The sequence below is a fragment of the Paucibacter sp. JuS9 genome (genome assembly GCF_044043925.2).
GTDB lineage: Bacteria > Pseudomonadota > Gammaproteobacteria > Burkholderiales > Burkholderiaceae_C > JAUASW01.
In genome coordinates this window covers 4,145,147-4,165,139 of the sequence record NZ_CP194172.1, presented here as the reverse complement: position 1 = coordinate 4,165,139, position 19,993 = coordinate 4,145,147, and the positions used below count along the sequence as shown (strand labels likewise).

The following is a 19,993-nucleotide window of genomic DNA, read 5'->3' as shown; positions in this document are numbered from 1 at the left end:
GCCGATGGCGGCCGGCAAGCCGCTGTCACTGAAGGCCCGCGCGATCGCGCTGCTGGCTCAACGCGAGCACAGCAGCGCCGAGCTGCGGCGCAAGCTGCTGCGTATTGCACGGGATCGTGACCGAGCAGCTGCCCTTGCTCAAGCTGGTGAAGCGGCGGCCAGGCGGGAGGCATTCGCCGAGCCCAACGAAGAATCGGCGGTGAACGCGGCCGAGGTCGCGGCCGAGGTTGAGCAGCTGCTGGTCTGGCTGCAAAGCCAAGGCTATCTGAACGAAGAGCGCTTCATCGAATCGCGAGTTCATGTTCGTTCGCAGCGCTTTGGCGGGCTGCGCATCAAGCAGGAGCTCGCCCAGCATGGGCTGGCTCTTTCGCCCGAGCAGGCGCAGGCCCTGCGTGAGGGCGAGCTGGACAGGGCACGCGAAGTGCGCCGCCGCAAGTTCGGCGAGCCAGCGCCACTGGCGCAGGCTGACCGGGCCAGGCAGAGCAGGTTTCTGGCGGCCCGGGGCTTCTCACCCGAGACGATCCGCCGCGCGCTCAAGTCGGAGACTGAGTCCTGACCTGGCTCAAGGCAGCTCGATAGAGCAAGGGAAAGGCAGCGCCGAGCGGCCGCTTCAGGCACCAATACGGGGCGCGCCGACAGTTCCGCGAAAGCCTTGATGCGGCGCAGCATGCTACATTGCCGGCTTGCGCAAACTCCGCGGCAACCGATGTTCCATCGTGCCCCGCGGTCTTGTCGCGAACCCTGCAAATACCTCTCGATGTCCCCGAACGCCCCCTCTGCCGAGCGTCGTTTGATGCACAGCCGCGCCACGCTGGTGCAGGTCTATGCACGCGAGGACGGGCTGTTCGACGTGGAAGCCGAACTGCGCGACATCAAGACACGCGACATGCAGCTCTCGGCCGGCATTCGCAAGGCCGGCGAGCCGGTTCACGACATGCTCTTGCACCTCGTCGTCGACAAGCACCTGAACATCATCGATGCCGGCTCGGTCACCCATGCAATGCCTTACCCCGGACATTGCGACCGTCACGGCAACGCCTACGCACGCCTGAAGGGCCTGAACCTGTTGAAGGGCTTCCGCGCCGCAGTCAAGCAGCAGCTCTCCGGGGTGCAAGGCTGCACCCATCTGACCGAGCTGTGCCAGATCCTGCCTACCGCCGTGATCCAGGCCTTTGCCGGCGTTGTCATCGACACGCGGGAAGGCAGCGACGACGGCCAGCCCCCTTTCCAACTCGACCGTTGCCATGCGCTGAGGCGCGATGGCGAAGTCGTGCAAGCCCATTACCCGCGCTGGTACCGCCAAGGGGAGGCCCGCGCGGCCGCTCCGGCCGTGGCGCCTGCAAGCACTTCCTGAAGACTATCTTTCCCTCTAAGCGAGACCCCTATGAAGATTCATGAATACCAGGGCAAGGAAATCCTGCGCCAGTTCGGTGTGCCGGTGCCGCGCGGCATTCCCGCCTTCACCGTGCAAGAAGCGGTGGAAGCCGCGCAAAAGCTGGGCGGCCCGGTCTGGGTGGTCAAGGCTCAGATCCATGCAGGCGGTCGCGGCAAGGGCGGTGGCGTCAAGGTCGCCAAGACCCTGGACGACGTGAAGGCCCTGGCCGAAAAGATCCTCGGCATGCAGCTGATCACGCATCAGACCGGCGCTGAAGGCCAGAAGGTCCGCCGCCTCTACATCGAAGACGGCGCCGACATCAAGAACGAGCTCTACGTCTCGCTGGTCACCGACCGCGGCACCCAGAAGGTGGCCTTCATCGCTTCCAGCGAGGGCGGCATGGACATCGAAGAGGTCGCCCACTCGACCCCCGAGAAAATCATCACCGAGATGATCGACCCGCTGGTGGGTCTGACCGCCGATCAGAGCAAGAAGATCGCCGCGGCCATCGGCCTCACCGGCGCCTCCATCGACCAGGCCGTCGACATCTTCGCCAAGCTCTACAAGTGCTACATGGACACGGACGCGTCGCTGGTTGAAATCAACCCGCTGAACTGCGATTCCAAGGGCAACCTGATGGCCCTGGACGCGAAGTTCAACTTCGACGCCAACGCGCTGTTCCGTCACCCGGAAATCGTCGCCTACCGCGACCTGGACGAAGAAGATCCGGCAGAAGTCGAAGCCTCCAAGTTCGACCTGGCCTACATCAGCCTGGACGGCAACATCGGCTGCCTCGTGAACGGCGCCGGTCTGGCCATGGCCACGATGGACACCATCAAGCTGTTCGGTGGCGAGCCGGCCAACTTCCTGGACGTCGGCGGTGGCGCCACGGCCGAGAAGGTCACCGAGGCCTTCAAGATCATGCTGAAGAACGAGTCCGTCAAGGGCATCCTCGTGAACATCTTCGGCGGCATCATGAAGTGCGACACCATCGCCGAAGGCGTGATCACCGCCTGCAAGGCCGTGAATCTGTCTGTGCCGCTGGTCGTCCGCATGAAGGGCACCAACGAAGAACTGGGCAAGAAGATGCTGGCCGAATCCGGCCTGCCCATCATCGCCGCCGATTCGATGGCCGAAGCCGCGACGAAGATCGTTGCCGCCGTTGCCTAAGCCCAGCAAGGAAAAGAAACCATGTCGATCTACATCAACAAAGACACCAAGGTCATCACCCAGGGCATCACGGGCAAGACCGGTCAGTTCCACACCCTGGGCTGCCAGGCCTACGCGAACGGCAAGAACGCCTTCGTCGCCGGCGTGAACCCCAAGAAGGCGGGCGAGAAGTTCTCGGACATCCCAATCTTCGCCACCGTCAAGGAAGCTGCCGGCCAGACCGGCGCCACCGTTTCCGTGATCTACGTGCCGCCCGCTGGCGCCGCTGCCGCGATCTGGGAAGCTGTTGAAGCCGACCTGGACCTGGCCATCTGCATCACCGAAGGCATCCCGGTCAAGGACATGCTGGAAGTGCGCAACAAGATGAAGGCCAAGGAAGCCGCCGGCGGCAAGCGCACGCTGCTGCTGGGCCCCAACTGCCCCGGCCTGATCACGCCCGATGAAATCAAGATCGGCATCATGCCTGGCCACATCCACCGCAAGGGCCGCATCGGCGTGGTCTCGCGCTCGGGAACGCTGACCTATGAAGCCGTGGCACAGCTGACCGAAATCGGTCTGGGCCAATCGTCGGCCGTCGGCATCGGTGGCGACCCGATCAATGGTCTGAAGCACATCGACGTGATGAAGGCCTTCAACGACGATCCGGACACCGACGCCGTCATCATGATCGGCGAAATCGGCGGCCCGGACGAGGCGGAGGCCGCCCGTTGGTGCAAGCTGAACATGAAGAAGCCGGTCGTCGGCTTCATCGCTGGCGTCACCGCCCCTCCGGGCAAGCGCATGGGCCACGCCGGCGCGCTGATCTCGGGCGGCGCCGACACGGCAGATGCCAAGCTCGCCATCATGGAAGAGTGCGGCTTCACGGTCACGCGCAATCCGTCCGAGATGGGCAAGCTGCTCAAGGGCCTGCTGTAAGGCAAGCTCTGGCACCAGCCAAGACCGAGGGGGCCGCAAGGCCCCTTTCTCTTTTCTGCCGGCATCCAGCGAGGCCTTCGCTATAGTGGGCCGCACCTGGGTTGCCCGGCAAAACACGAATCAGCAATGGACAACTTCCTGAGCCCCGAGTTCTGGCTGGCAGTCGGCCAGATCATCATGATCGACATCCTCCTGGGTGGCGACAACGCCGTGGTGATTGCGCTGGCCTGCCGCAAGCTGCCGGATGCGCAGCGGCGCAAGGGCATCCTTTGGGGCACCGTCGGCGCGATCCTGCTGCGCGTGGTGCTGATCTTCTTTGCGCTGACGCTGCTGAAGATCGCCTTCCTCAAGCTGATCGGCGCGGCGCTGCTGCTGTGGATAGGCATCAAGCTGCTGGTGCCCGAAGACGATGACGAGCATGCCGGCATCGAGGCCAGCGACAAGCTCTGGTCGGCCGTCAAGACCGTCATCGTGGCCGACTTCGTGATGAGCCTGGACAATGTCGTGGCCATTGCCGGCGCGGCCGAAAGCGCCGGCGGCGAGCATCAGATGCCGCTGGTGATCTTCGGCCTGCTGGTGTCCATTCCCATCATCGTGGGCGGCAGCCAGCTGGTGATCAAGCTGATGGACCGCTTCCCTTTCGTGATCACGCTGGGCGGCATGCTGCTGGGCTGGATCGCTGGTGGTATGGCCATCGACGATCCGGCCTTGCTGGCCTGGGTGCCCACCGTGCCAGCGGCCAAGCCTGGCGGCGCACCCGATGTGCTGCCGGCCCTCCACTACGCTTGTGCGGTGGGTGGCGCGCTGCTGGTGCTGTTGGTTGGTAAGCTGCTGGCACGGCGCAAGTCCTAGGGAGCGGGCATGAGCGGAGGCGGATTCTGGAAACGCGTATTGGGCGGTGCTGGCAACGAGGCCAGCGAAGCCGAGCGCGCCGCCCCGGCCGGCTTGCAGCGCTACGAGATTGGCGAGGAGATAGGCCGCGGCGCAATGGCCGTCGTCTACCGCGCCACCGACAAGCAAAGCGGCGAGACGCTGGCCATCAAGCGCCTGGCACTGCAGCGCGAGTTCGCCTCCGAAGACCTGGCCGAGGTGCGCCAGCGCTTCATGCGCGAGGCCCGCGCCGCCGGCCATCTGCAGCATCCCGACATCCTGCGGGTAATCGATGCCGGCGAGGCCGAGCAGGACGCCTTCATCGCCATGGAGCTGGTCTCGGGCGAGGACCTGAGCCACTTCACCCGCGCCGGCCACCTGCTGCCCCTGCGCGAGACCGTGGAGCTGGGCATTCGCCTGGCCCGTGCGCTGGCCTATGCCCACAGCCAGGGCGTGGTGCACCGCGACATCAAGCCTGCCAACGTGATGCTGGACCGCGCCAGCGCGGCCGTGAAGATCATGGACTTCGGCATCGCCCGCATTGCCGACGGCAGCCGCACCCGGACCGGCCTGGTGCTGGGAACGCCGTCCTTCATGTCGCCAGAGCAGCTGGCGGGCCTGAAGGTCGATGGCCGCAGCGACCTCTATTCGCTCGGTGCCCTGCTTTATCAGCTCCTGACCGGCCAGCTGCCGCATCAGTCGGAGTCGATGGCCAAGCTGATGTACCGGATCGCCAACGAGCCGGCCCCCGACGCCCGCCACCACCGCAAGGAGCTGCCCGAGTCGCTGGCCCTGGTGCTGGCCTTGGCGCTCGAGAAGCGGCCCGAGCTGCGCTATGCCAGCGGTGAGCAGCTGGCGCAGGACCTGGAAGCGGTGCTCCCGCAGTTGCCAGCCGAGCCCGTCGCCGAGCCTGCTTCAGTGCAAGCCGCGGCGCAAACCGTGGATCCTTTCGCACAAACGCAGCGCCTGAATGTGACCGATCCAGGGCAGAATCCCTGAACTTTGCCGATTCTCAATCTCACCTCAACCCGCGCCCGCTCACGCCCATGACCCTGGAGTTCTTCAGCGCCACTGACGTCGGCCGCGCGCGCGACAACAACGAGGATTCGGTGGCCATGGACGAGGCCGTGGGCCTGGCGGTGCTGGCTGACGGCATGGGCGGCTACAACGCCGGTGAGGTGGCCAGCTCCATGCTGACCTCCTTCATCAAGGCCGAGCTGGGCCGCTGGCTGAAGGAATCGGGCAGCAGCGTGGCGCCGACCGATGTGCGCCGCGCGATGGACATCTGCGTGGACAACGCCAACCGCGCCATCTTCAATGCCGCCAATACCAACCCGCGTTATGCCGGCATGGGCACCACCCTGGTGCTGGCGGTGTTCCGCGAGGAGGGCCTGCTGCTGGGCCATGTCGGCGATTCGCGTGCCTACCGCCTGCGCAATGGCCAGTTCAGCCAGATCACCCGCGACCATTCCTTGCTGCAGGAGCAGCTCGATGCCGGCCTGCTGACCCCCGAAGAGGCGGTCTTCTCCAGCAACAAGAATCTGGTCACCCGGGCCGTCGGCGTCGAAGATGCGGTGATGCTGGAGCTGCACCAGCATGAAGTGCAACCAGGTGATGTTTACCTGATGTGCTCGGACGGTCTGTCCGATATGCTCGACGACGATGCGCTGGCACAGTTGTTGATTAGCCACCCTTCTCTGTCGGAAGCGGCGCAGGCACTGATCGATGCCGCCAATGACATGGGCGGCAAGGATAATATTGCGGTCGTTTTGGTCCGCGCCGAAGGCCGGGCTCGGCCCTCGGGTCGTACCTGGTGGCCATTTGGCCGACGCTGAAGTCTCGCGCTTCGGTAGCAGCATCCCTGCAATGGCGTCGGTCCGCCGCAGATAACTATGGGGTCAACAATGGGCAAGCTGGTTGTTTCGCTCGACGGAGTGGTGATCAAGGAGGTGCAGATCACCAAGGACAAGACCACGCTTGGGCGTCGGCCCTACAACGACATCGTCATCGACAACCTCGCCGTCAGCGGCGAGCATGCGGTGTTGCAGATGGTGGGTGCGGATGTCTTCATCGAAGACCTCAATTCGACCAACGGCACCTACATCAACGGCAAGGCGATCAAGAAGCAGCTGCTGGCCAACAACGACATCGTCGAAGTGGGCAAGTACAAGATCAAGTACCTGGTCGAAGACAGCGCCGACTACGAAAAGACCATGATCCTGAAGCCGGGAGCGAACGCGCCCACCGGCTTCGGCCTGCCGTCCAGCTTCGGCGCTCTGTCGGCCCCGGCCAGCAGTACCGTGCCGGCGGTGATCAAGGTGCTGACTGGCGCGGCTGCCGGCCGTGAAGTCAGCCTGACCAAGGTCGTCACCACGGTGGGCAAGCCCGGCGTGCAGGTGGCGTCGATCACCAAGCGTCCGTCGGGCTATGTGTTCGCCCATGTGGAAGGCGCCCAGCGCCCCAGCGTCAATGGCGCACCGCTGACCGCCGAGTCCGTGGCGCTGCGAAGCGGCGACGTGATCGAGCTGGCCGGCACCCGGATGCAGTTCGTCCAGAGCGCGTGAAGCAAGTCACGTGAGCGGGTGCCGCACCGCGCGGCCCTCGTTCATCAGCTCATTCGGTGTGAACTAGGGCGTGGGCGGCGCCGCTTGCAGCGCGTAAATTCAAGGCCTGTTGCCCGTGTGCCAATCCCTGGACGCGGAGCTCGCAAGCCTCATCCATGACTATTCGCGTTCTCGGCTGCTCCGGCGCCATCGCTGCTGGTTACAAGACCACAGCCTTCCTGCTTGACGATGACGTCCTGATCGACGCCGGCACCGGCGTGGGCGACCTCACGGTGCAGGAGCTGGCCGGCATCGACCACATCCTGATCAGCCATTCGCACCTGGACCATGTGCTGGCCATCGGCCTGCTGGCCGACACGGTGCTGCGGCTGCGCGCCCAGGCCGGGCGGCCGCCGATTCAGGTCCATGCCTTGCCCGAGACCATCGAGGCGCTGCGCCGTCACATTTTCAACGGCGTGATCTGGCCTGACTTCAGCCGCCTGCCCAGCCCCGACGCGCCGGTCCTGAGCTTTCATCCCTTCCAGATCGGCGAGCGGCTGACCCTGGGCCCCGGCCGCGAGGTCGAAGTGCTGAAGGCCGAGCACACGGTGCCGGCCTGCGGCTTTGCGGTCGACAACGGGTCGGGCAGCCATTGGGTCTTTACTGGCGACACCGGCCCCAACGCGGCCCTGTGGAAGCGCCTGGCCACCATGAAGCTGGCGCACCTGGTGATCGAGACCGCCTTCGGCGACGACGAATCCGAGCTGGCCCGCATCAGCCAGCATCTCTGCCCGCAGGAGCTGGGCCGCGAGCTGGCGCAGCTGGCCGGCAGCGTCGAAGTGCACATCACGCATATCAAGCCCGGCGAGCTGGACGCCGTGATGAGCGAGATCGGCGCTCAGGCAAGCCCTCACCACATCCGGGCCCTGAGCGCAGGTCAGTTGATGACCTGGTGATTACCCTCGGTCCAACTGCCTCGCGGCCGCCGATCTGGCGGCCGTTTTCATTTCAGAGCCGGGCCCTGCAGGCTGACAAAAAATGTCAGCTGACGTGCCGTGAGCCCAAATGCGGCAGCGCTGATGACAATTTCCGTCAGCCCGTGGCTCGGCGAAAGCGGCGGTTCGTGACCAGGCTCACGAATCCAGGCCGACATGGGGCTGGCACGGCAACTGCATTCATTGGGAGTGTCTCTATCCCTCAATCCCTGCTGTAGGAGTTCCTCATGAAGCGTATCCAACAAGGTTTCACCCTGATCGAACTGATGATCGTCGTTGCGATCATCGGCATCCTGGCCGCCGTGGCCATTCCCCAGTACAAGGACTACACGGCCAAGTCCAAGGCCGCATCGGCCCTGGCCAGCCTGAATTCGGTCAAGACTGCAGTCACGATCTGCGCCCAGGAAAAGGGCACGCTGGCTGCCTGCAATGACTCGGCCGCCGGCATTCCTTCGTGGACCGCCACATCGTTGGTCAGCGGCATCGCTGTCGACGCCACCAGCGCCGAAATCACCGCCACCATTCCGGCCAATGCCATGGGTAATTCCGCAGACGCCACCATCAAGCTGACCCCCACGCTGGGCGGTGCAACGGTCGCTTGGGCCATCACTGGTTCGTCGGGCTTGCCGGAGGCTGTTCAGAACGCGCTGAAGAAGAACAACGCAGCTTCGGCGACCACCTGAGCTGGCATAGATCTCGGCAGCGCAAGCTGTTTGAATCGGGAGGGGGCTTCGGCCCCCTTTTCTCGTTTCAGCGTCTCTTCATCGCCATGGATCTTGTCCACAACGATTTGCGGCTTCCGCCAAGGGCAACGCGCGCTGTTGCCGCAGTGCTGCTGGGAGCGCTGTTGCTGCTCCTTAGCATCCCGGTCCTGTTGGATTCCTGGTTTGTCCTGACAGGCCGCCACGAGGAACCCTTGCGGATGGCATTGATGCCCTTGCTGCTGCATGGATTGCTGCTGGCCCTCTTGCTGGGGTTGTGTGGCAGGGTTCGTCGGGCGCTGTGGGTCCTGGTGCCCGCGGCCGCGCTCGCACCTTTCGAGTTTTTCTACCTGTTGCAGTACCGATTGCCCTCTGGCCCGCACGTGTACGGTGTGATTGCTGACACCGATGGCGCCGAGGCTTCCAGCTGGCTGGGCCCCTGGGTAGTGCCGCTGGTGGTTGGGCTGGTCTTGCTGCTTGCAGCGCTCGCCTGGACAGCCCGGCAGATCCATCGAGCTGACCTGTACTGGCGGGGACGCTCCCGCCTCCTTTTGACGGGCGGCAGCATGATGCTGTTGTTGCTGTTTGCCGTTCTGGACATGGCGAGCGACAGGGTAGACACGGCAATCAGGCCGGCGCTGCCCAACGGCTATCTGCAGCATTCGCTTTCAACCTTCAACCCGGGCTTGGTGCCGGACTTGCAGCGAAGCTTTCCTTGGGGTTTGCCGATGCGTTGGCAGCACTTCCGGGAGCACCAGCAGGCCTTGGCGGCCCACCGCGAAGCCGCAGCGCGTCATGACTTCGGCGTTCGCTGGCGATCGGGTCAGGAGAGCTCGCAGCGGCAGCTGGTGGTGCTCGTCATCGGCGAAACAGGCCGGCCGGATCGCTGGCACCTGTTCGGCGCTGCTCGTGCCACAACGCCCAAGCTGTCTGCACGCGCCGGCATCGTGACGTTCAACGACGCCGTCAGCGGTGCCTCCGCGACGCGCGAGGCCGTGCCCTTGATGCTCACCCGTCGCCCGCCAGAGCAGATGCTGTCGCCACCCAGCGAGGCGTCCGTGGTGAGTGCCTTCAAGCAGGCGGGCTTCAAGACCTACTGGCTCAGCACGCAAGGCGCAGCGGGTGCGCATGAAACACCGATCTCGGTGCTGGCTCGAGAAGCCGATGAGCAGCACTTCGTGAACGGTGTCGACTACCGTGGTGCTGGTGCACTGGATGGCGATCTGCTCCCTCTGCTGCAGAAAATCCTGGCCAAGGGCGAGGACAAGCAGTTCATAGTGCTGCACACGCTGGGTAGCCACATGAACTACGCGCATCGCTACCCACTGTCCTTTGAGCTGTTCAAGCCGGCCTTGTCTCACCAGGACAATCCCGACATCTGGCGGCCCGTGCAAGTTGAGGAGATGCGCAATGCCTACGACAACAGCGTGCTCTACACCGACCATGTGCTCGACGCGGCAATCGAGATGCTGGCGCGCACCGGCGGTCACGCCAGCCTGATGTATGCGGCCGACCACGGCGAGGCACTCCACGACGGCAATTGCAAGCGGGCGGGCCATGGCTTTGCCGCTGCAGTCAATTACCGTGTGCCGATGTTCCTGTGGTTGTCTGAGCGTTGGCAGCGCGACCGGCCCGGCAGCAAGGACCTGCTCGAGCGCCGCCGCCATGAGCCCGTCAGTGCGATGGCAGTCTTCCCCACCCTGACGGGCCTTGCCGGTTTTGACATTGCCGCGCCGCATGCCCACACCGACCTGGGCCTGGCGACTGGATCCGGCGCGCGCCGCCTGGTGACCCATTTCGGCGATTTTGACAAGGATCTGGCGGGCAAGCAGTGCGACAGCCAGCCGCTTGTTCCATAGGCAATGGTGATGCTGCCCCAGCCGCTACAGTTCAGCATTTCGCCCCGAGCTGAAGCGATCCGGATGCAACCGTCGACACGCCCTGATGCCTTGAACCCGGCTGCGCTGGTCATCTTGCTGGCCGCTGCCGTCCCGCCCCTGCTGGCCTACAACCTCACTCCTTCCGCCACGCTGTTCAATCAGCTGGCTTCGCTGGCCGCCTGGGGCGTGGTCCTGGCGCTGCTGGCGGCCAATGGGCAGCGCCTGGCGACGCGCATGCCGGCAGCGGGTTGGGCCTTGTTCCTGCTGATGGCGGCCATCGTCGCGTCACCGTTCTGGACCGGCTTGCCAAGCTCGCTGGCCCTGAGCGGACTTGGGCTGGTAGGCGCGGCGCTGCTGGTCCTGCTGGCGGCGGCGGGCACCAGCGCTGAACTGAGGGTGCGGGCCTTTGAGGGCCTGGCCTGGGCGCTGCTGCTGGCGGGCCTGGCCAGCGTCGGGGTGTCACTGGTGCAGGTGTTCGCGCCGCAATGGGCGGACGGCAGCTGGATCGCGCGCTCGGGCATTGCCGGCCGTGCCGTCGGCAATATGCGCCAGCCCAACCATCTGGCCAGCCTGCTGCTGTGGGCCTGCATCGCGGCCGTGTTCCTGTCCGAACGATATGGCAGCTGGCGCCGCTCGCGCATGGCGCTTCTGCCCCTGGTTCTCTTCGCATTCGTGTTCTGCGTGGTGCTGACGGCCTCCCGCACCGGCATGATCGGCGTCGGCCTGCTGGCGCTCTGGGGTTTGCTGGACTGGCTGGACGGCAAGCTGAGCCGCACCAGCCGCATCGCCCTGCTGCTCACGCCCTTGATGCTGTGGGCCAGCTGGGAGCTGATGGCCGCGTGGGCCCATGCGGGTGGCCACGCCTTTGGCGCCGAGTCGCGCCTCGCCGAAGGTGCCGGCTCGCCCTCGCGCCTGGGCGTGTTGCGCAATGCCTGGTCGCTGGTCCTGGCCTATCCGCTCACTGGCGTGGGCTGGGGCGAGTTCAATCTCGCCTGGACGATGACGCCGTTCCCGGACCGTCCGATCGCCTTCTTCGATCACACGCACAACCTGGTGATGCAGCTGCTCGTCGAGCTGGGCGTGCCGCTGGCTTGCGCAGTGCTCGGCTTGCTGCTCTGGTCGCTTTGGCGGGCCTTCGCGGCGGGGCAGCGCCAGCACGGGGAGCAGGGGGCGATGCTGCGTTGCGCCTTCATGCTGGTCTTGATGATCGGCCTGCACAGCCTGCTGGAGTACCCGCTCTGGTATGCCTACTTTCTGCTTCCGACAGCCTATGCCTTTGGCCTGTGCCTGATGCCGGCCCAGGCACCGGCGAGCATGTCGTCACAGGGCTCGCGCAGCAGCCATGTACTCTTGCTTGGCGGCCTGCTGATGGTGTTCGGGAGCGCTGTTGCATTGCGTGACTACCGCTCCGTGGTGGCCATCTATGCGCCGGCCGAAAACGCCGGCCCGCTGCAGCAGCGCATTGCTGACGGGCAGGCCAGCCTGTTTTTCGCGCCTCAGGCCGAGTACGCGGCAGCAACGAGCCTGGGTGTCAGCGAAGCTTCGCTGGATGCGGCCAGGCGCACTGGGCATAACCTGATCGATGTGCGCCTGATGATGGCCTGGGCGCAGGCGCTGCATGCGACCGGCGACGACGACCGGGCCCGCTATCTGGTGCAGCGCCTGAAAGAATTCCGCAATGCCCAGGCAGAGGAATGGCTGGCCGAGTGCGCCGCGCCGTTGGCCGAAGGGGCGGCGCGACCCTTCCAGTGCGACCCACCGAGCCGCGTCTACAGCTTCAAGGAAATGCGCTGAGCGCTCGAGTGTGTGTGTGCCTGCGCCGGGGCCTACACCTCGGCGCGCCACTCGCCCGACTTGCCGCCCTGCTTTTCCAGCACGCGGATCTGCTCCATGACCATGCCGCGGTCGGCGGCCTTGCACATGTCGTAGATGGTGAGCAGGCCGATGTGCACGGCGGTGAGCGCTTCCATCTCGACGCCGGTGCGGCCCAGCGTTTCGACCTGGGCACGGCAGTTCACGGCATGGGCTTGTTCATCGATCTCGAAATCGACGGCCACCCGCGTGATGGGCAATGGGTGGCACAGGGGAATCAGCTCCGCCGTGCGCTTGGCTGCCTGGATGGCCGCGATGCGCGCCACGCCCAGCACGTCGCCCTTCTTGGCCGTGCCGCTCTGGATCAGCGTCAGCGTGGCCGGCAGCATGCGAATGCGGCCGGCCGCCACCGCGACCCGGTGGGTCTCGGCTTTGGCGGCCACATCGACCATATGGGCCTGGCCTTGAGCGTCGAAATGGGTCAGAGGCGAGTTCATGGGTTGGAAACAATCCGGAGACACAGTCTCTGCCATGATAGGGGCCTTGCTCCCCGGTGCCGATGCCATGTCCCGTTCCCTGAACCGACCCAGCCGCCTGGCCGTGGCTTGCCTCAGCGCGCTGCTGATGCTGGGCCCGCAAACCCGCTTGCACGCTCAGGTCAACCTGCCCTCGCTGGGCGACGCGGTCTCGGACGAATTCAGCATCAGCAACGAGCGCCGTATCGGCGACCAGGTGATGCGCTCGATCAAGCTCGACCCGGACTACCTCGACGATCCGCTGCTGTTCGAATACATCAGCAATCTCTGGCAGCCGCTGGTCGGCGCAGCAACCCGAACCGGCAACCTGGGTGAGGACGTCAAGGAGCGCTTCGCGTGGGAGCCCTTCCTGGTGCGGGACCGCAGCGTCAATGCCTTTGCACTGCCCGGCGGCTATGTCGGTGTGCATCTGGGCCTGATCGCGATGACCGGCACCCGCGATGAACTTGCCTCGGTGCTGGCGCATGAGTTGTCGCACGTCACGCAGCGGCATATCGCGCGCTCTGTGGCGCAGGAATCTCGCAACAGCCTGCTCGCCACGGCAGCGATGCTGGCGGGCCTGCTGGTGGCAGTGAAGGGCGGCAGCGCGGACGTGGCCAACGCGGCCATGGTCGGCGGCCAGGCGGCGGCCCAGCAGGCCTCCCTCAATTTCTCGCGCGACATGGAGCGCGAGGCCGACCGCGTCGGCTTCGGCGTGCTGACGGAAGCGGGCTATGCCGGCACCGGCATGTACGCGATGTTCGAGCGGCTCGAGCAGGCCAATCACCTGAACGATTCCGGCGCCTATCCCTATCTGCGCACCCACCCGCTGACCAGCGAGCGCATCGGCGATGCCCGCGCCCGCCTGGGCACCGGCAGCTGGGAGCGGCCGCGCAGTGCGGCCGAGCATGTGCTGATGGCTGCGCGCTCGCGCGTGCTGATGGACCCGCGTGCCGAATCCTGGGCGCAGCTGCAGAACCTCGATGCCGGCGCGCGCACGGTCGATGGCAAGAGCTTCGAGCAGCTGGGCGCTCGCTATGCAAGCGCCCTGGCCTCGATAAAGATGCGCAACTTTGATCGCGCCGAGGCCGCCTTGGGCGCTGCCTACTTTGAGCTGGCGCGCCTGGGGTCCGACTCACGCGGCTTGCGCGCCTTGCACTATCTCGCCGCTGAACTGGCGGTGGCGCGCGGTCGTCCGCAAGCTGCACTCACGGCGCTGGGTCAGCTCGATGGCGAGCGCAGCCGCGTGATGCTGCTGGAGCGGGCCAAGATCGGGATGACCGATCCCGACCTGGCCACGGCGCGTGATGCTGCCGATGGCTTGCAAACCTATGTCGCCGTCAACAACCGCGATGCCACTGCCTGGAATCAGCTGGCGCAGTTGTGGGAGCGCTTGAACCAGCCGCTGCGCGCGGTGCGCGCGCAGGGTGAGGCGCGGGCTGCCGTGGGTGACTTGGGCGGCGCCATCGACCGCCTGCGCTCCGGCCTGCGCCAGTCAAGGAGCCGCGACTCCGACCAGATCGAAGCATCGGTCATCGATGCGCGTCTGCGCACCTTGATCTACGAGCAGCGCCAGTTGCTGGCCGAGATGTACCCGCGCGGCGTGCCGCCGGGTGCCGAGCGGCCCTGACAGCCAGGCTATTCAACCGCCGGGAACAGGCGCTCCATCGCCACGTCGATCACCATGCCGCACAGGCTGTAGATCAGCGAGCCGATCAGCGCCGCCCAGAAGCCGCTGACAGCAAAGCCTTCCAGCAGATTGGCCGCAGCCCAGAACATCAGCGCGTTGATCACGAACAGGAAGAGACCCAGGCTCAGCACCGTGACCGGCAGGGTCAGCAGCACGAGGATGGGCCGCAGCAGCGTATTCAAGAGGCCCAGCACCAGGGCCGCAATCAGCGCCGAGACGAAGCTCTTGACCTCGACGCCCGGGTAGAGGTGCGCCAGCAGCAGCAGCGCCGTGGCAAGTAGGAACCATCGCACAAGGGTCTTCATGGCCCGAGCATACAGGCGCGCCCGGGCACTCGGCATCGGGAGCTGGAGCAGGAAAGCGACGCGAAGCGACAAGATATGAATGGCAATAGGAATCGTTCGCATTTGTGTTAAGCTTCGGCAACGCGAGGCCAGTCGATGCGCTCGCGACCCAGCTTGACCCTTGTGATGAGTCAGACCCTCGCACTCTCTGCCAACTTCGGTGCCGCCATTCCAGGCACTGCGCCTTACGCCGAGGCACCACGCCGCCGCCTGGCCCTGGGCGTGCTGGTGCTGCATCTGCTCTTCCTGTGGGGATTGCTGCAGCACGAGCTGGTGAGCCAGGTGGTGCAGAAGGCCAAGCCCATCGTGGTCAGCCTGATTGCAGACAGCGAGCTACCCAAGCCGCAGGTGGCCGTGGTGGCACAGCCGCAGCTGCCGCAGATGCAGATTCCGGCCCTGACCGTGCCCGTGCCCGAGGTGCAGATCACCGCGCCGGCTGTCACGCCGCAAGTGACCGTGGCGCCACCGCCGCCGGCGCCGATTCAGCCGCAAGTGACTGCGCCCACCGCCGTTACAGCGCCCGCGCAGCCGCCCGCGCCGCCCGCCATCAAGACCATTCCTGCCGGCGCGGTGCGCTACCTGAACGAGCCGCGGCTGCTGGTGCCGACGCTGTCGCGCAGGCTGGGTGAGCAGGGCATCGTCTACCTGCGCGTGATCGTCGATGTGAACGGGCGTCCGCGCGAAATCAGCTTGAAGAAATCCAGCGGCTTCGACCGCCTCGATCAGCAGGCGCTGCAGGACATGCGCAGCGCCCGCTTCGTGCCGCAGACCGAGAACGGTCAGCCGATCGAATGGGAAGTGGTCGCGCCGCTGTCCTACGAACTCGTGCGCTGAGTCGCCGCCGCACTCAGACCCAGTAATCCACCGCTGACAAGGCCGCCCGTGTGGCGACCCTGGGCAGCGCTTTGCCTGAATTCATTTGAGGAGATCCGACATCATGTCCAACAAGATCAAGAAGACCATGCCGCACGCGCTGCTGCCACTGGGCGCGCTGGCCGCCGGTTTCGGCCTGGCCTCGGCCAGCTTGGCCCAGACGGCCACGACGCCGGCTGCACCTTCCAAGCCAGCGAGCGCACCGGCCACGCCAGCTGAAACCACGCTGCCCGTGGTGCGTGCCAAGGCCACGGTGGAGAAGAGCGGCAAGGAAGACTATCAAGCCACCGAGACCCAGATCGGCAAGGGCAAGCAGGAACTGCGCGACATTCCTCAGTCGATCACGGTCGTGACCGAGAAGCTGATCGACGACCGCAACCTCGACACGATGAAGGACGTGCTGAAGAACACCGCCGGCATCACGTTCATGGCGGCCGAAGGCGGCGAAGAAGACATCCGCCTGCGCGGTTTTCCGCTGCAAGCGACCGGCGACGTGTTCATCGACGGCATGCGCGACCCGGCCTTCTACGAGCGCGACACCTTCTTCTACGACCGCCTGGAACTGCTGCGCGGCTCAGCCTCGATGCTGTTCGGCCGCGGCTCCACCGGCGGCGCGGTCAACCAGGTCAGCAAGAGCCCTCGCCTGCTGAATGAAAACCAGATCGATGTCACCCTGGGCAGCCATGAGTACGCCCGCGTCGTTGGCGACTTCAACATGAAGACCGGCGATGGCGAGGCCCTGCGCATTGGCGCCATGGTCACCAAGGCCGACAACAACGGCGCCGGCAGCTCGCTGGACAAGCGTGGCCTGGCCGCGACCTACCGCCTGGGTATCGGCGAAGTCGACGAGTTCGCCGCCACGCTGTACTACCTCGACAACGACAACGGCATGAACTACGGCATGCCCTGGATCCGGCCGACGCTGAGTGCGCCGACCAGCGAGACCACGACGATTCCGGTGGACCCGAGCGCCTTCTACGGCATGGCCAGTGACCGCAATGCCGGCAGTGCCGCCTGGGCTCTTCTGAGCCACACGCACCGCTTCTCGCCCAGGACCGAAGTCACCACCAAGATTCGCAAGGCCGACTACACCCGCGACCAGCGCGCCGGCACCGTGCGATTCGCAGGCGCGACTTCGCAGCCTGACCGCCTGGGCGTTTCGCTGGAGACATTCGGCCCTAACACCGTCATCACGCGCGGCACGCAGCTGAAGGTGCAAGACCTGCAGACGCTGTCGGCCCAGAGCGACTTCAGCTCGAAGTTCGATGCCCTGGGTGTCGGCCACTCGCTGCAGGCCGGGGTCGACTACTCGAAGGAAGAGAAGCAGGTCTATGGTGCGCTGAGCGCTGCCCAGGGCGGCGTGTCGCCGACCAAGGTGGGCACCACGGTGGGCAAACCGAGCGACGGCGCCTCGATCGACGAGAGCCTGCGCAAGTTCCGCGTCGCCAACGAGTACACCTCGAACGCTGCCGGCGCTTACCTGCAAGACCTGATCCAGCTGGCACCGCAATGGAAGGTCCTGGCCGGCGTGCGCTACGACTGGCTCAAGGGCGACTACAACACCTTCAGCATTCCCAATGCGGCGGTCACGCCGGTCACCACGACCAGTTATCGCATGAAGGTCTCGGAATGGAGCAAGCGCGCTGCCGTGCTGTTCCAGCCGAATGCCGTGATGTCCTTCCACTTCGGCGGCGCCACGTCCTTCAACACCTCGGGCGATGCCTACTCGCTCGGCGCTTCGAACCAGAACACGCCGCCGGAACAGTCGGTCAATATCGAACTCGGTGCCAAGCTCGATTCCTCGGATGGCAACTTCACCACCCGCCTGGCCCTGTTCCGCTCGACCAAGCTGCACGAGCGCAATACCGACCCACTGGTCGACCTGGTCACGCTGTCGGGCAAGCGTCATGCTGCCGGCTTCGAAGTCGACTTCACCGGCCGCCTCGCGCCGGGCTGGGAAGTGTTCTCGTCCTTCATGTGGATGCCGGTCGCCAAGATCGACATCGCGGCGCCCGGCGCTGAAGGCCAGGGCTCCCGCCCATCGCTTACGCCGCAGTACTCCGGCACCTTCTGGACCACCTACCAGATCACGCCGCAGCTGCGCCTGGGCGGCGGCCTGAACGCCCGCAGCGCTCAGCAGCCCAATCGCAACCCGGGCTTCTACGCCGACAAGTTCATCACCGGTGACCTGATGGCCGAGTACACGATGGTGCAGGAGAAGCTGGTCTTCAAGGCCAACCTGAGCAATGTGACCAACAAGCTCTACGCCGATTCGCTCTATACCGGCCACTACATTCCGGGTGCTGGCCGCCTGCTGCAGCTGACTGCGAGCTTCAAGTTCTGATCTGTCCTTCAGGGGATGTTGGGCGCCGTGTCGGACCTTCCGGCCGGCGCCGTTTCTTTTCGGGTCGCCTGCCCGGACGCTGACGCTGTGATGGATCAATGCGTGCCGGCCAATCTTTGCTAAGGTGGCAACCATGCTGCTGCGAGTTCCCCAAGTCCTGAACCCTGCCGAACTGCGGCAGGCCCGCGAACTGCTGTCTGGTGCCAGCTGGATCGACGGCGCCTTGACCGCCGGCAGCCAGGCCGCACAGGTCAAGCACAATGAGCAGCTGCCGCGAGACGGCGCCGAGAGCCAGACGCTTCAGCAACTGGTGCTGGGCGCGCTGGAACGCAGCACGCTGTTCTTCTCGGCGGCCCTGCCCAAGCGCGTGTTGCCGCCGATGTTCAACCGCTATGCCGGCGCGAACAACCGCTATGGCAAGCACGTGGACCAGGCGATCCGCTACATCCCCGGCGGCATGCAGCGCGTGCGCACCGACGTTTCCTGCACCGTGTTCCTGGCCGGGCCCGATGAATACGAGGGCGGCGAGCTGGTGATAGCAGACACCTTCGGCGAGCAGCGCATCAAGCTCGAGGCCGGCGACGCGGTGCTCTACCCCGGCACCAGCGTGCATTGCGTCGAGCCGGTCACGCGCGGTGCGCGCCTGGCGAGCTTCTTCTGGATCGAGAGCATGGTGCGAAGCGACGAGCAGCGCCGCCTGCTGTTCGAGCTCGACCAGGCCCTGATGCAGCTGCGCACCGAGCATGGCGACAGCGAGGCCACCACACGTCTGGCCGGCACTTATCACAACCTGCTGCGCATGTGGGCCGACACCTGATGGCCGACGCGATGCAGCAAGGCCTGGAGCCCATCCCCGCGGGCGTCGTAAACCTCACCGACTTCGAGGCGCATGCGCAGGCGCGGATGAGCGAGCAGGCCTGGGCCTACTTCAGCGGCGGTGCGGCGGACGAGCTGACGCTGCGCGCCAACCACGCTGCCTGGGATGCCATTCATTTGCAGCCGCGCGTGCTGCGCGACTTGAGCGGCGGCCACACGCGGGTCACGCTGCTTGGCCGCGAACTGCCGCATCCGATCCTGCTGGCGCCGATTGCCTATCAGCGCATGGCCCATGCCGATGGCGAGCTCGGCGTGGCGCATGCAGCAGCCGCGCAAGCTGCCGGCATGATCCTCAGCGCACAGTCCAGCATGCCGATGGAGTCGATTGCCGCTGCCTTCGCCGGCGAGCCGCAACGCGGGCCGCTGTGGTTCCAGCTCTATTGGCGAGACGACCGCGACTTCATGCGCGAGTTGCTGAAGCGGGTCGAGCGCGCAGGCTATGAAGCCCTGGTGCTGACGGTCGATGCACCGGTGCATGGCGCGCGGGACCGCGAGCGCCGCGCCGGCTTCGCATTGCCGGCCGATGTGCGCGCGGTCAATCTCGGCGGCTTGAAGAAGGCCATCGATCTGCAGCCCGGCCAGAGCCTGATGTTCGATGGCCTGATGGCCCGCGCCGCTACTTGGGCGGAGGTGCAATGGCTGCGCGAGCACAGCAAGCTGCCGCTGCTGCTCAAGGGTGTCCACCACCCGGATGACGCGCGGCAGGCGCTGTCGCTCGGCGTTGCAGGCTTTGTCGTGTCCAACCATGGCGGCCGCACGCTCGATGCCTTGCCGCCTTCCGCCGCGCTCTTGCGCCGCATGCGTGCGGCGCTCGGGCCGGAGGTGCCGCTGCTGGTGGACGGCGGCATCCGCCGCGGCACCGACGTTCTGAAGGCGCTCGCGCTGGGCGCCGATGCGGTGCTGCTGGGCCGTCCCTATGTGTTCGCGCTGGCCGCTGCGGGCGCGCATGGAGCGGCGCATGCGATCCGGCTTTTGCGCGATGAATACGAGATCGCGATGGCCCTCTGTGGTTGCCGCACGCGCTCCGACATCGGGCCGCAGTTGCTCCAGAGCGCGCACGAATGATGCACGCGAGCGACAACCAAGGGTA

General features: G+C 65.7%; 19 protein-coding genes. 17 read left to right on the top strand and 2 right to left on the bottom strand.

The window, feature by feature from the left end:
- The first annotated feature begins 4 nt into the window (after positions 1–4).
- The 12 genes from ABT392_RS18525 to ABT392_RS18470 all read left to right on the top strand — a co-directional run bounded on the left by ABT392_RS18525 (position 5) and on the right by ABT392_RS18470 (position 12,243).
- Positions 5–556: a regulatory protein RecX gene (locus ABT392_RS18525; RefSeq protein ID WP_334279601.1), complete on the top strand. Its 552-nt coding sequence runs from the start codon at positions 5–7 to the stop codon at positions 554–556.
- Between the two features lie 201 nt (positions 557–757).
- On the top strand, positions 758–1,354 hold the full coding sequence (locus ABT392_RS18520) for a DUF2889 domain-containing protein (RefSeq protein WP_334279600.1): 597 nt from the start codon (positions 758–760) through the stop codon (positions 1,352–1,354).
- A gap of 30 nt (positions 1,355–1,384) precedes the next feature.
- The gene (sucC, locus tag ABT392_RS18515) at positions 1,385–2,545 is read left to right on the top strand and encodes an ADP-forming succinate--CoA ligase subunit beta (RefSeq protein WP_334279599.1); all 1,161 of its coding nucleotides are present in this window, start codon (positions 1,385–1,387) and stop codon (positions 2,543–2,545) included.
- Positions 2,546–2,566: 21 nt separating this feature from the next.
- Positions 2,567–3,460 carry a succinate--CoA ligase subunit alpha gene (sucD, locus tag ABT392_RS18510; RefSeq protein ID WP_334279598.1) on the top strand — a complete coding sequence of 298 codons (894 nt, stop codon included), beginning with the start codon at positions 2,567–2,569 and terminating at the stop codon, positions 3,458–3,460.
- A 126-nt stretch (positions 3,461–3,586) separates the two neighbouring features.
- Positions 3,587–4,312 (top strand): TerC family protein, encoded by a 726-nt coding sequence (locus tag ABT392_RS18505; protein WP_334279597.1) that lies wholly within the window; start codon positions 3,587–3,589, stop codon positions 4,310–4,312.
- Between the two features lie 9 nt (positions 4,313–4,321).
- Positions 4,322–5,329 (top strand): serine/threonine-protein kinase, encoded by a 1,008-nt coding sequence (locus ABT392_RS18500; protein WP_334279596.1) that lies wholly within the window; start codon positions 4,322–4,324, stop codon positions 5,327–5,329.
- A 47-nt stretch (positions 5,330–5,376) separates the two neighbouring features.
- Positions 5,377–6,165, top strand: a complete 789-nt coding sequence (locus ABT392_RS18495) for a Stp1/IreP family PP2C-type Ser/Thr phosphatase (protein WP_334279595.1) — start codon at positions 5,377–5,379, stop codon at positions 6,163–6,165.
- Between the two features lie 69 nt (positions 6,166–6,234).
- Complete coding sequence (locus ABT392_RS18490) at positions 6,235–6,894, top strand: FHA domain-containing protein (protein WP_334279594.1); 660 nt, start codon at positions 6,235–6,237, stop codon at positions 6,892–6,894.
- 155 nt (positions 6,895–7,049) lie between these two features.
- Complete coding sequence (locus ABT392_RS18485; protein WP_334279593.1) at positions 7,050–7,829, top strand: 3',5'-cyclic-nucleotide phosphodiesterase; 780 nt, start codon at positions 7,050–7,052, stop codon at positions 7,827–7,829.
- 266 nt (positions 7,830–8,095) lie between these two features.
- Positions 8,096–8,551 carry a pilin gene (locus ABT392_RS18480; RefSeq protein ID WP_395384981.1) on the top strand — a complete coding sequence of 152 codons (456 nt, stop codon included), beginning with the start codon at positions 8,096–8,098 and terminating at the stop codon, positions 8,549–8,551.
- A complete protein-coding gene (locus ABT392_RS18475; protein ID WP_395384982.1) occupies positions 8,467–10,428 on the top strand; it encodes a phosphoethanolamine transferase in 1,962 nt (653 codons plus the stop codon). The genes ABT392_RS18480 and ABT392_RS18475 overlap by 85 nt, the downstream gene beginning before the upstream one ends.
- A gap of 63 nt (positions 10,429–10,491) precedes the next feature.
- Positions 10,492–12,243: a PglL family O-oligosaccharyltransferase gene (locus tag ABT392_RS18470; RefSeq protein WP_395384983.1), complete on the top strand. Its 1,752-nt coding sequence runs from the start codon at positions 10,492–10,494 to the stop codon at positions 12,241–12,243.
- A gap of 32 nt (positions 12,244–12,275) precedes the next feature.
- Here the strand turns inward: ABT392_RS18470 and moaC are convergent, their stop codons facing one another.
- On the bottom strand, positions 12,276–12,758 hold the full coding sequence (moaC, locus tag ABT392_RS18465) for a cyclic pyranopterin monophosphate synthase MoaC (protein WP_334279589.1): 483 nt from the start codon (positions 12,756–12,758) through the stop codon (positions 12,276–12,278).
- A 67-nt stretch (positions 12,759–12,825) separates the two neighbouring features.
- Between moaC and ABT392_RS18460 the strand changes: the two genes are divergently transcribed.
- Positions 12,826–14,406: a M48 family metalloprotease gene (locus ABT392_RS18460; RefSeq protein WP_334279588.1), complete on the top strand. Its 1,581-nt coding sequence runs from the start codon at positions 12,826–12,828 to the stop codon at positions 14,404–14,406.
- A gap of 8 nt (positions 14,407–14,414) precedes the next feature.
- Here ABT392_RS18460 and ABT392_RS18455 read toward each other — a convergent pair whose 3' ends face one another.
- On the bottom strand, positions 14,415–14,771 hold the full coding sequence (locus ABT392_RS18455) for a phage holin family protein (RefSeq protein WP_334279587.1): 357 nt from the start codon (positions 14,769–14,771) through the stop codon (positions 14,415–14,417).
- A 165-nt stretch (positions 14,772–14,936) separates the two neighbouring features.
- Between ABT392_RS18455 and ABT392_RS18450 the strand changes: the two genes are divergently transcribed.
- The 4 genes from ABT392_RS18450 (at position 14,937) to ABT392_RS18435 (ending at position 19,968) form a co-directional block, all read left to right on the top strand.
- Positions 14,937–15,644, top strand: a complete 708-nt coding sequence (locus ABT392_RS18450; RefSeq protein WP_395384984.1) for an energy transducer TonB — start codon at positions 14,937–14,939, stop codon at positions 15,642–15,644.
- Between the two features lie 103 nt (positions 15,645–15,747).
- Positions 15,748–18,027 (top strand): TonB-dependent receptor, encoded by a 2,280-nt coding sequence (locus ABT392_RS18445; protein ID WP_395384985.1) that lies wholly within the window; start codon positions 15,748–15,750, stop codon positions 18,025–18,027.
- A 133-nt stretch (positions 18,028–18,160) separates the two neighbouring features.
- Positions 18,161–18,844: a Fe2+-dependent dioxygenase gene (locus tag ABT392_RS18440; protein ID WP_395384986.1), complete on the top strand. Its 684-nt coding sequence runs from the start codon at positions 18,161–18,163 to the stop codon at positions 18,842–18,844.
- An 11-nt stretch (positions 18,845–18,855) separates the two neighbouring features.
- Entirely contained in the window at positions 18,856–19,968 is a 1,113-nt protein-coding gene (locus tag ABT392_RS18435; protein ID WP_395386810.1) for an alpha-hydroxy acid oxidase, read from the top strand.
- The last annotated feature ends 25 nt before the right edge of the window (positions 19,969–19,993 follow it).

Excerpts from the sequence above, each read along its gene's own strand:
- ABT392_RS18455 (WP_334279587.1), bottom strand. The coding sequence starts at position 14,771 with ATGAAGACCCTTGTGCGATGGTTCCTACTTGCCACGGCGCTGCTGCTG.
- ABT392_RS18470 (WP_395384983.1), top strand. The coding sequence starts at position 10,492 with ATGCAACCGTCGACACGCCCTGATGCCTTGAACCCGGCTGCGCTGGTC.
- ABT392_RS18485 (WP_334279593.1), top strand. The coding sequence starts at position 7,050 with ATGACTATTCGCGTTCTCGGCTGCTCCGGCGCCATCGCTGCTGGTTAC.
- moaC (WP_334279589.1), bottom strand. The coding sequence starts at position 12,758 with ATGAACTCGCCTCTGACCCATTTCGACGCTCAAGGCCAGGCCCATATG.
- ABT392_RS18490 (WP_334279594.1), top strand. The coding sequence starts at position 6,235 with ATGGGCAAGCTGGTTGTTTCGCTCGACGGAGTGGTGATCAAGGAGGTG.
- ABT392_RS18520 (WP_334279600.1), top strand. The coding sequence starts at position 758 with ATGTCCCCGAACGCCCCCTCTGCCGAGCGTCGTTTGATGCACAGCCGC.
- ABT392_RS18500 (WP_334279596.1), top strand. The coding sequence starts at position 4,322 with ATGAGCGGAGGCGGATTCTGGAAACGCGTATTGGGCGGTGCTGGCAAC.
- ABT392_RS18460 (WP_334279588.1), top strand. The coding sequence starts at position 12,826 with ATGTCCCGTTCCCTGAACCGACCCAGCCGCCTGGCCGTGGCTTGCCTC.
- ABT392_RS18445 (WP_395384985.1), top strand. The coding sequence starts at position 15,748 with ATGTCCAACAAGATCAAGAAGACCATGCCGCACGCGCTGCTGCCACTG.
- ABT392_RS18450 (WP_395384984.1), top strand. The coding sequence starts at position 14,937 with ATGAGTCAGACCCTCGCACTCTCTGCCAACTTCGGTGCCGCCATTCCA.
- sucC (WP_334279599.1), top strand. The coding sequence starts at position 1,385 with ATGAAGATTCATGAATACCAGGGCAAGGAAATCCTGCGCCAGTTCGGT.
- ABT392_RS18505 (WP_334279597.1), top strand. The coding sequence starts at position 3,587 with ATGGACAACTTCCTGAGCCCCGAGTTCTGGCTGGCAGTCGGCCAGATC.
- ABT392_RS18480 (WP_395384981.1), top strand. The coding sequence starts at position 8,096 with ATGAAGCGTATCCAACAAGGTTTCACCCTGATCGAACTGATGATCGTC.
- ABT392_RS18495 (WP_334279595.1), top strand. The coding sequence starts at position 5,377 with ATGACCCTGGAGTTCTTCAGCGCCACTGACGTCGGCCGCGCGCGCGAC.
- ABT392_RS18440 (WP_395384986.1), top strand. The coding sequence starts at position 18,161 with ATGCTGCTGCGAGTTCCCCAAGTCCTGAACCCTGCCGAACTGCGGCAG.
- sucD (WP_334279598.1), top strand. The coding sequence starts at position 2,567 with ATGTCGATCTACATCAACAAAGACACCAAGGTCATCACCCAGGGCATC.
- ABT392_RS18435 (WP_395386810.1), top strand. The coding sequence starts at position 18,856 with ATGCAGCAAGGCCTGGAGCCCATCCCCGCGGGCGTCGTAAACCTCACC.
- ABT392_RS18525 (WP_334279601.1), top strand. The coding sequence starts at position 5 with ATGGCGGCCGGCAAGCCGCTGTCACTGAAGGCCCGCGCGATCGCGCTG.